The organism is Gramella sp. AN32, from assembly GCF_023718305.1.
Lineage (GTDB): Bacteria > Bacteroidota > Bacteroidia > Flavobacteriales > Flavobacteriaceae > Christiangramia > Christiangramia antarctica.
In genome coordinates this window covers 151,320-162,654 of record NZ_QEYO01000008.1, presented here as the reverse complement: position 1 = coordinate 162,654, position 11,335 = coordinate 151,320, and the positions used below count along the sequence as shown (strand labels likewise).

The following is an 11,335-nucleotide window of genomic DNA, read 5'->3' as shown; positions in this document are numbered from 1 at the left end:
CTTTAAATTTGTTAACCGTCTTATCCTCGCAGCCTCATAAGCGATGAACAAAAGATTTTATAAATCCATATTAAGCATTTACTCTTTGCTCCTTTTGCAATCATGCGGGAAGGAGGAGGCAAATTATCGGTTTGAAAATATTCCAGTTTCCATTTCCAATATTTCATTTCAGAATACCTTAAAATCTGGAGAAGATCTTCATATTTTAAATTACCTCTACTATTACAACGGTGCAGGTGTAGCCACTGCCGATTATAACAATGATGGCCTTATCGATATTTATTTTGTTTCTAATGAAGCTCAGGATGAACTTTATCTCAATCAGGGGGAATTTAAATTTATCAAAATTGATAATTATGGATTTGATAATAGTACTGGCTGGAGTACAGGAATTTCTAATGTAGATATTAATAACGACGGCCTGATGGATATCTATATCTGTAAAGTATCCGGCTTTCTTCATTTGAAAGGACACAATCTACTGTTGGTAAACCAGGGAAATGACAAAAATGGAATCCCCATCTTTTCAGAAATGTCTAAAGAATATGGCCTGGATTTTTCAGGGTTTTCTACCCAGGCTTCATTTCTGGACTATGATTTAGATGGAGACCTGGATATGTACCTTCTCAATCATTCGGTATATCCAAATCTTAATTACGGAAAAGGTAAAAAAAGGGAAAGCTATGATTCAAAATCCGGAGATCGTTTTTTTGAAAATATCGACGGTAAGTTTAAAGATGTCTCTGCGCAAACTGAAATATTTCAGGGCATTATTGGTTATGGATTGGGCATTAGTATTGGAGACCTCAATAATGACGGCTATCCGGATATTTATATTGGGAACGATTTTTTCGAAAATGATTACATCTATATCAACCAGCAGGATAAAACTTTTAAAGAATTAAACCATCAGTCTGAGAGTTTGGGACATACCGCACACTTTTCCATGGGGAATAGTATTGCCGATCTTGACAATGACCTGAATCCCGATATTGTCGCTTTAGACATGCTCCCGGAAGATCTTAAGACTTATAAAACATCGGGTTTGGAATATCCTTTCCAAACCTATTCTAACTATCTCAAAAATGGTTTTTCTCCTCAATACATGCAAAATACCCTGCATTATAATCGCGGGGATTTAAGTTTTTCTGAAACCGCTTTTGCCAGCGGCATTGCCGCTTCTGAATGGTCCTGGAGTCCGCTTATTGCAGATTTTGACCTCGATGGTTTTAAAGATATTTATGTTACCAATGGGATTAAAGGCGCTACGAATGACATGGATTTTATCAAATTTATTTCCAATGAGAAAATACAGAAACAACTCAGTGAGAAAAAGCTTGAAAATTTACCCGCGCTAACCAAAGCCTTGCCCAAAAAGAAACTTAGAAACTATTTTTTCCATAATTCCGGCAACCAGACTTTTGAAGAATTAGGTTTAAAATGGTTTAAAAATGAGCCGTCCTTTAGTCAGGGTGCTGCCTATGCCGATTTTGATAATGATGGGGATTTGGATCTTGTCGTAAATAATACCGACACGCCAGCTTTTTTGTTCCGAAACGAAATGGGAGCGACAAATTCAATAAAGATCAAATTGAAAGGTGCTAAAAACAACAAATTTGGGGTTGGCGCCAGGGTTTATTTATATGCGAATGAAAAAACTCAAATGCAGGAACTCTATTTAAATCAGGGATTTTTATCTTCCGTTTCCCCCGAAATGATCTTTGGTGTGGGAACGGCAAAGAAAATTGATTCACTTAAAATTATCTGGCCGGGTGGGAAACAACAACTAAGAAAAGACATCAGCATAAATTCTGAAGTAGTTTTAGATTATAAAGACGCTGCTCAAAATGATTCCAGTTCAGTTATAGCACAAAGCCAAATCTTGCTAGAAAATGATTCCTTAATTAATTACAGGCATATTGAACAACAAACACTGGAATTCAATAAAGATCCCTTAACCCCTTTTGCTTATAGTAATTTTGGCCCAACTTCTACTGTGGGGGATATCAATAATGACGGTTTGGAAGATCTGGTTATTGGAGGCGGAAAATCACAGGCTTTACAGGTCTTTTTTCAGGATAAAAATGGACAATTTGATTTACAATATTTTCCGGTCTTCGATGAAAATAGAATTTCAGAAAATACCGCGGTTCTTATGGTAGATGTTGATAATGATCATTTTAAAGATATTATTGTGGCCAGTGGTGGGAATGAGTTTACCCGCGGCAATGCTTTAAAACCCATTTTATATTTGAACCAGAAGGGAAATTTTATAAAATCAAACCAGTTTCAGGATCTCGAGATAAATGCTTCCGGCATCTCCACTACCGATATAGATCATGATGGCGACCTTGATGTGGTCTTCATTTCGAATTTAATTCCGGGAAACTATCAGGCCGTCCCCAGGCAATTTATCTACCTGAATAATGGGATAGGAGAATTTAAGCAGATGAACCCTAAGAAATATTCAGACTTTCAAAATGTAGGTCAGGTTCAGGATCTGTTTTGGATCGATCTTAACGCTGATGGTTGGGAAGATGCCATTGTGGTAGGATACTATATGCCGGTGACTATTTTTATGAATGAAAAGGGCAGCTTAGTAAAGAAATCAGCCAATCTTGATAAAACGAATGGCTGGTATAATTCAGTCAAGGCTACAGACTTCGATCATGACGGAGATATAGATATCGTAGCCGGCAACTGGGGATTAAATACAAGGCTGAAGGCAAGTACGGAAGAACCTTTGCAATTATATTTAAATGATTTCGACGACAATGGTTCCATCGACCCAATATTGACTTATTTCTATAAAGGAACTGAAACTGTATTTTCTTCAAAAGATGAACTGGACGGGCAGTTACCTTACTTAAAGAAAAAATTCAATAATTATTCAGATTTTGCAAAGGCTAAATTTACAGCTATTTTTCCTTCAGATAAATTGAAAAATGCGACCGTAAAACAAGTCTACGAATTGGGATCTGTTTATCTTGAAAATACCGGGTCAACTAATTTTAAGGTACGAAAATTGCCATTTGAAGCCCAAATCTCCCAGATTTTTGATATAGAGGTGAATGACTTCGATAATGATGGTTTTGATGACCTTTATATTGTTGGAAACAACTATGAAATCAGTACACAATTAGGTAGATTAGATGCCTCGCACGGGACTTTGCTATTAAACGATCAAAATGGTTTTTTTAAAAACTACAGGGCTAAAATCCCTGATGTTCCGGGAGCTTCCCGAGATATTCAGAAGTTGTGCGTAGATGGAGAAACTTATTTTGTGATCACAAGGAATAACAACACATTAAAAATTCTTAAAAGCCAAAATTAATATGTTCAGGAATTGGTGCAATTATAAATCGATATTTTTAATAGGGATAATTATATTTTCTTCCTGCAAAAATGATGACAAAGAAAGTGATGGAACTGAAAATCAAGAATCAACAGAACCTACATTGTATACCCTCTTATCTTCGGAAGAAACCGGAATCGATTTTCTTAATGAGGTAAAGAACCAGAAAGACTTTAATATTTTCAAATACCGAAATTTTTATAATGGAGGTGGTGTGGCCATTGGGGACATCAATAATGATGGTCTACCAGATATTTATATGTCCGCTAACATGAAACCCAATAAACTTTTTCTGAATAAAGGTGATTTTAAATTCGAGGATATTTCAGAATCTGCAGGTATTTCAGGGAATAAACCCTGGTCTACCGGTGTAAATATGGTGGATATTAACCAGGATGGTTTGCTGGATATTTATGTGAGCAATGCAGGGAATATGGAAGGCAACAATCACGATAATGACCTCTACATCAACAATGGGGATTTAACCTTTACTGAAAAAGCTGCAGAATATAATCTGGCGAAAACAGGATTTTCCACCCACGCTTCTTTTTTCGACTATGACAAAGATGGGGATCTTGATGCGTATATTTTGAACAACAGCAATATTCCTGTGAGCAGTTTAGGTTATGCTGAACAAAGACACGTGCGTGCGCAGGATTGGGAAGGGGTTCCTGAAATTTTTCGCGGAGTAGGCGATATGTTGTTGCGAAATGATGATGGGAAATTTGTAGATGTGAGTGAAGAGGCCGGGATTTATGGAAGTTTGATAGGATTTGGGCTTGGGGTAATGGTGCAGGATTTTAATAATGATCTCTATCCTGATATTTATGTTTCCAACGATTTTTACGAAAGGGACTATTTATACATCAACAATCAGGATGGAACTTTTACCGAGGATATTGAAAACTGGACAAACCACCTGAGTTTATCTGCGATGGGAATAGATATGGCAGATATTAATAATGATGGTTATAATGATATTTTTATTACAGATATGTTGCCAGATTCTGAAGAAAGGACCAAATCTGTCATGGAATTTGAAGGCTATAATGTTTTTAAATTGAAGCAGAGCAAAGATTTTTTTCAGCAATACATTCAAAATACACTGCAACTGAATAATGGAAACAGCACTTTTTCAGAAATCGCGAATTTTAGCGGTGTAGAAAGTACCGACTGGAGCTGGGCCGGCTTGATCTTCGATATGGATAATGATGGTTTTCGGGACATTTTCGTGACCAATGGGATCAATCACGATCTTACCGATCTTGATTTTGTTGAATTCTTTGCGAATGATATTATTCAAAATATGGCCCTTACCGGTAAAAAAGAATCTATCGATTCCATAATTAAAAAAATGCCGGTTACCCCATTACCTAATTATGCCTTTAAGAATAAACATGACCTTAGCTTTGAAGACGTGGCAAAAGCCTGGGGATTAGGGACGCCCAGTCTTTCCAATGGCTGCGCCTATGGGGATTTGGATAATGATGGTGATCTCGATCTCGTGGTGAATAACGTGAATATGCAATCTTTTATCTACAGGAATAATTCAACCGAAATGAACGGGCATCATTACCTGCGGCTAAAACTAATTGGGGAACAAAAGAATAAATTTGCCATTGGGAGCATAATAAAACTTTATAGCGGCAATACCATTATCGTCCAGGATCTTAATCCTTCCAGAGGATTCCAGTCTTCAATGGACTATACCATGAACATTGGTTTGGGGGAGATGGACAAGATCGATTCCCTGCGAGTGATCTGGCCAAATGATCGAACCCAGCTGTTAAAAGAAGTTGCCGTAAACCAGACTTTGGAGTTGAATATTAAAGACGCTACGGAAGAGTATTCGTTGCCTAAACCGCAGAAAACAGATGTCCTCTTAAAAGAACTCGACAATTCGTTTATGGTGGAGCATGAGGAAAATGATTATACCGATTTTGATTTTGAAGGTTTGATCTCGCAGAAACTCTCCCAGGAAGGTCCCGCAATGGCAATTGGCGATGTGAATGCTGATGGAAATGAAGATATTTTTATTGGGGGGGCAAAGGGTCAACCGGGAATTATATATCTGAATAGAGGAGGAGGAAAATTGCAAAAACTGAAGCAGACTTCTTTGGATACAGATTATCTTTTTGAAGACACTGCGGCCTCATTTTTTGATGCCGATTCAGATGGAGATCAGGATTTGATCGTAGGTTCAGGTGGGAATGAGGTGCGTGAGGAAGAGAATTATCGCTCCAGGTTGTATCTAAACGATGGAAGAGGAAACTTTTCACCATCAACAAATATTCTACCTACAGTAAACCAGAACATCGCTGTAATCGCTCCTTATGATTTTGATGCGGATGGTGATATAGATATTTTTATTGGAAGCCGAAGTGTTTCCGTGAATTATGGGCTGGATCCCCAGCATTTATTTTTGGAAAACAAAGGCAATGGCGAATTTGTGAATGCTACAGAAAGAATTGCCTATGATACCAAATATGCCGGCATGATCACCGATGCCATCTGGCAGGATGTGGATGGCGACGATATCGCAGATCTTATAACCGTTTCAGATTGGGGTTCTCCAAAGATCTATCATAATTCCGGGCGAAGATTGTCAGTTTTAAAGACCAATCTGGATGCGTATACCGGGTGGTGGAACACGGTCCAGTCGGCAGATTTGGATAATGATGGTGATATGGACCTTATTATTGGAAATAAAGGTTCAAATATTCCGTATAAAACAAGTCTGGAAAATCCCGTAAAAATGTGGGTGAATGATTTTGACAATAATGGAACGATTGAACAAATCATGACCAAGCAAAAAAATGGCAAAGATTATCCTATTCATATGAAAAAGGAATTAACCAGCCAGCTGGTTGTTTTAAAGAAAGAAAATTTAAAAGCTTCAGAATATGCCAGACGACCTATTGATGAATTGCTGCCTAAAGATAAAACGGAAAACGCCCTGGTGAAGGAAGCGGTGATTTCAGAAAGTGTGATCGCCATTAATGATGGGAAAGGGAATTTTAAGGTTCAAAATTTACCCAATCGTGTCCAGTTTAGTTGTGTTTGTGGGATCACCTGTGAAGATGTTAATAACGATGGCAACCTGGATTTGGTAATGGCCGGGAATAATTACGAATTTAAACCGCAATTTTCCAGACTTGATGCCAGTTATGGTAATGTGCTTCTTGGTGACGGGAAAATGAACTTTGAATGGCAGGATTATAAGGATAGCGGCTTTAGTATTCGGGATGAAGTGAAGTTCTTAAAAACCTTTAAGGATAAGGATGGAAAAAAATATATTATCGCCGCGATCAATAACCAAAAACCGAGGATTTTTGAGGTCAATTAAAAGTAGGTATCCAGTTTTTATTTTTATTCTTTTTCTCATTCTAAGTTGCAAAAAGGATGAGAAGAAAGAAGAGGCTCCGCTATTTTTCAGCAATCCCAAAAGTGAACAAACCGGCGTAGATTTTACCAACATCCTTACCAATTCCCGTGATCAAAATATTCTTGACTACCTGTATTTTTATAATGGAGGAGGAGTGAGTATTGGGGATATTAATAATGACGGACTTCCCGATATCTATTTTACCGGGAACCAGGTAAAAAATAAATTATATCTGAACGAAGGAGACCTGAAATTTAAAGATATTTCTGAATCTGCCGGAGTTACAGGGAACTCTACCTGGAATACCGGCTGTACTATGGCTGATGTAAATGGGGACGGATTTCTTGACATGTACGTTTCTGCAGTAGTAGGTGTAAATGGATTTAACGGTTATAACGAACTTTTTATTAATAATGGAGATCTAACATTTACTGAGAGCAGCAAAGAATACGGTTTGGATCTTGAAAATTATTCCTCCCAGGCGGCTTTTTTCGACATGGATAATGACGGGGATTTGGATGTTTATATTCTGAATCATGCGGTGCATACTGCAGATTCCTTTGGTCCCGCAGAGATTCGAAATAATCGAAACTACGAAAGCGGCGATAAGCTTTTTAGAAACGATAATAATAAATTTATTGATGTTAGCGAAGCGGCGGGTATTTATGGCGGGCCTAATAGCTACGGACTTGGTTTAACCACTGCCGATTTCAATAATGATGGTTTTACGGATATCTATGTAGGCAATGATTTTCATGAAGACGATTATTATTATATAAATAATGGCGATGGGACTTTTACTGAAAAGCTAAAAGTAATGTTTGGCCATGTTTCCAGGTTTTCCATGGGAAATGACGCTGCAGATATCAATAATGATGGCTTTGTAGATCTTATTACCTTAGATATGTTGCCGGAAGATGAAAAGGTTTTAAAGTCTTCCGCCGGGGATGATAATGTAAACCTTCATGCTATGCGTATCGAAACACTGGGATATCATCCACAGTTTACCCGTAATATGCTGCAAATGAACCAGGGTGGGGAATTCTTTTCTGAAACGGCTTTAATGAACGGTGTCGCCGCAACAGATTGGAGTTGGGGACCAATTTTCGCAGATCTGGATCAGGATGGAAATCAGGATCTTTTTATTACTAATGGGATACCAAAAAGGCCGAATGATCTTGATTATGTAAAGTATACTTCTAACGAGGAAATTCAGAAAAAACTTGATCAAAGTACGTTGATTGACGAAGAGGCATTAAACAAAATGCCTTCAGGAAAAGTGACTAATTATGTGTTTTCGGGAATCGGAAATGGAAATTTTAAAGACGTTTCAAAACAATGGTTTAAGAATGATTCTGTAATTTCAACAGGTCTGGCTTACGGCGATCTCGATAATGATGGCGATCTGGATATTGTTACCAATAATATTAACGATCAGGCAAGTATTTACATTAACGATGAGGCAAAAGGGAATTATTTAAAGCTTAGATTAAAGGGATCTGGGAAAAATACCTTCGGAATTGGAGCCAGGGCAGTACTCTTTAGCGAAGGACAAAAACAAACCAGGCAATTGTATACTACAAAATCCTTTCAGTCATCTTCAGAACCGGTTATACATTTTGGAATTGAAAAAGGGAATGTAGTAGACTCCTTAATTTTGATCTGGCCCGGACAAAAAACTGAAGTGGTTAGAAATCTTAGATTGAATTCAACTATCACTTTAAATGAGTTATATGCAAGTAATTCAATTTCAATTGATAATATTTTTAAAAAACCTGTAAAAAATTGGTTTGAAAAAGCCGAAAATGATCTTGGATTGTCTTACAAACATGAAGAAAATCCTTTTGTAGATTTTAATGTGCAAAAGCTTATACCGCATCAAATTTCAGATTTAGGACCTGCGGTTAAAGTAGCCGATCTTAATGCTGATGGTAGCGATGATGTTATTTTTGGCGGTTCCAGATTTCATCCTGCAGAAATCTATCTTCAGAAAAATGGAAAATTTCAGAAAACGAAAACACCGGAAATCTCAAAAGATTCTTTAACCGAAGATGTGAGTGCCGCCGTTGCCGATTTTAACCAGGATGGGATTATGGATATCTTTATCGCATCAGGTGGTGGTGAATCGGTGCACCAAAATGAATATTTACTGGACAGGTTATATTTGGGAAATAAAGAGAGAGGCTTTGTACGCGATAGTTTATTTCCCAAAATGTATTCAAATTCTTCCGTGGTAAAACTGGCCGATTATGATGATGATGGGGATGGGGATATTTTTATAGGAAGTAATTCGGTGAATTATGATTATGGCGCGCAGCCCACATCATATTTATTAAACAATCATGAAGGGAAGTTCTCTATTGTCCAAAATGAGGGATTATTTGAAGGTCTGGGCATGGTGAACGATGCGATTTGGACAGATTTTGATAATGATTCAGATCTGGATCTGGTAGTCGTAGGTGAGTGGATGTCCCCAAAATTTATACAGAATGAAAATGGAAAATTCACCGATGTTACCAAAAACCATGTTTCAGGTTCCTTGAATGGAATGTGGCAGAGTATAAGTGAATTCGATATTGATGGTGACGGGGATAATGATTATATGCTGGGTAACTGGGGCTTAAATACAAAATTAAAAGCTTCGGAAAAATATCCGCTTTTAATGTATTACAAAGATTTCGACAAAAATGGTCTTACAGAGACGCTGATCGCTTCAGAAAAAAATGGGAATTATTATTTTCTTTATGGCAAAGATGAATTGGCATCACAATTGAGTGAAAAGATCAGGAAAAAATATTCAAATTATAAAGATTTTGCCGGCCAGAAAGCTGACGAAATTTTCAGCAAAGACGAATTGAATAGCGCTATAAAGTTTGAAATCAACGAATTATCTTCAGGGTATCTCAAAAATGAAGAAGGTCAATTTAGGTTTATCCCGTTTGAAAGAGAATTACAGGTTGCCCCGATTAGAAGCATGTTGGTTTACGACTTCAACAAAGATGGAAAAGAAGAATTGCTAATTGGGGGAAATTATTTCGGGATTACCCCATATCATGGCAAGTTTGACGCTTTTGGTGGAGCAATCATAATTAATGAGGATAATATTCTGAATTCCGTAGAAATTGGTTTAAATTTATCCCAAAAATCTGTTAAAGATTTTTCAGTTATAAAATTAAATAATATCAAATATCTTTTAGTAACTCTGAATAATGCAAAAACAGAGTTATATAAAATTAAATAATGTTATGAAGAAGATTTTTATGTTGTTGTTATTTACTGCTTTGTTTGCTTCGTGCGACAAGGAACCTGAGGCTATAATTGTTTCTCCAGACGATTACCATGCTGCAAACGATCATGTCACCAAAGTGATGGTTCATGATATTTTTGCCCCACCAGTTGCAAGTAGGGTATATGCCTACTCAAACATTGCAGCTTATGAAGTCATGTCACAGTTTGACCCTGAATATAAAAGCCTTTCCAATTTTTTAACCGATCTAGAACCTGCCCCAAAATCAACTTCAGATATTACAAATCCTGAAGTTGCTTCTATTGTGGCCTTTTATGACCTTGCCATAAGTTTGGTTTTTTCTGAAGATAAGTTAATTGCCCAACGCGATAGCTTATTTCAGAAATGGAAAGATCAGGATGAAAGAACGTTTAAGGTCTCTGAAGCTTACGGGCTTCAGGTTGCGCAGCACATTAAAGACTGGATGAAAAAGGATAATTATGCCCAAACGCGTACAATGCCTAAATTTTCCATTGCTACAGGTGAAGAAGGAAGATGGCAGCCAACTCCTCCCGCTTATATGGATGGGATTGAACCACATTGGAGCAAGATTAGACCATTCGTTATAGAAGAAGCAAACCAGTTTAAACCGATACCACCACCAGCTTTTTCTATGGAAGAAGGCTCAAAATTCCATGACGAACTTATGGAAGTTTATAATATTCGTCAGGAAATCGCCCAGAATGAAGAGAACAGTGAAAAAATGGCTATTGCTAAATTCTGGGATTGTAATCCATATGTATCGATCATGCGAGGACATTTGATGTTCGCGGCGAAAAAAATCACTCCCGGAGGACATTGGATTGGAATTACAAAAATTGCCTGCCAAAAGGATAAAGCAGATTTTGATAGATCTGTTTACGCCTACGCGAAAGTTTCTGTAGCCCTTGCTGATGGTTTTATTAGCTGTTGGGATGAAAAATATAGAAGTAACCTGGTTAGGCCGGAAACTTTGATCAATAAATATATTGATGAGAACTGGACCTCTGTTCTTCAAACCCCTCCTTTTCCAGAGTATACCAGTGGACATTCCGTTATTTCCGGAGCTGCTGCCATCGCTTTAACCGATATTTTTGGTGAAGATTTCAGCTTTGATGATGATACTGAAGTTGATTATGGTTTACCCATTAGGTCTTATAAATCTTTTAATGAGGCGTCTTTAGAAGCGGCAAACAGTAGATTGTATGGTGGCATTCATTATAGATCTGCCATTGAAGTAGGTTTGGATCAGGGACAAAAACTTGGAAATTATGTGATTAGTCAGCTTAAAATGACTACGTCTTCAGATCAGGTGGCTGCAAAATAACTT

4 protein-coding genes are annotated in these 11,335 nt (G+C 37.4%); all 4 read left to right on the top strand.

The window, feature by feature from the left end; genetic code table 11:
* The first annotated feature begins 43 nt into the window (after positions 1 to 43).
* From DHD80_RS11095 to DHD80_RS11080, 4 genes are read left to right on the top strand one after another with little or no spacing between them, the layout of a single operon-like run.
* Positions 44 to 3,334, top strand: a complete 3,291-nt coding sequence (locus tag DHD80_RS11095; RefSeq protein WP_251741245.1) for a VCBS repeat-containing protein — start codon at positions 44 to 46, stop codon at positions 3,332 to 3,334.
* 1 nt (position 3,335) lies between these two features.
* Positions 3,336 to 6,701, top strand: a complete 3,366-nt coding sequence (locus tag DHD80_RS11090) for a VCBS repeat-containing protein (RefSeq protein WP_251741244.1) — start codon at positions 3,336 to 3,338, stop codon at positions 6,699 to 6,701.
* Positions 6,688 to 9,981, top strand: a complete 3,294-nt coding sequence (locus tag DHD80_RS11085; RefSeq protein WP_347709969.1) for a VCBS repeat-containing protein — start codon at positions 6,688 to 6,690, stop codon at positions 9,979 to 9,981. The genes DHD80_RS11090 and DHD80_RS11085 overlap by 14 nt, the downstream gene beginning before the upstream one ends.
* A 4-nt stretch (positions 9,982 to 9,985) precedes the next feature.
* A complete protein-coding gene (locus DHD80_RS11080; protein WP_251741242.1) occupies positions 9,986 to 11,332 on the top strand; it encodes a vanadium-dependent haloperoxidase in 1,347 nt (448 codons plus the stop codon).
* Positions 11,333 to 11,335: the final 3 nt, after the last annotated feature.

What these genes read in the sequence shown, in the direction of transcription:
- DHD80_RS11095 (WP_251741245.1), top strand. Translation starts at nt 44, where the DNA reads ATGAACAAAAGATTTTATAAATCCATATTAAGCATTTACTCTTTGCTC.
- DHD80_RS11090 (WP_251741244.1), top strand. Translation starts at nt 3,336, where the DNA reads ATGTTCAGGAATTGGTGCAATTATAAATCGATATTTTTAATAGGGATA.
- DHD80_RS11080 (WP_251741242.1), top strand. Translation starts at nt 9,986, where the DNA reads ATGAAGAAGATTTTTATGTTGTTGTTATTTACTGCTTTGTTTGCTTCG.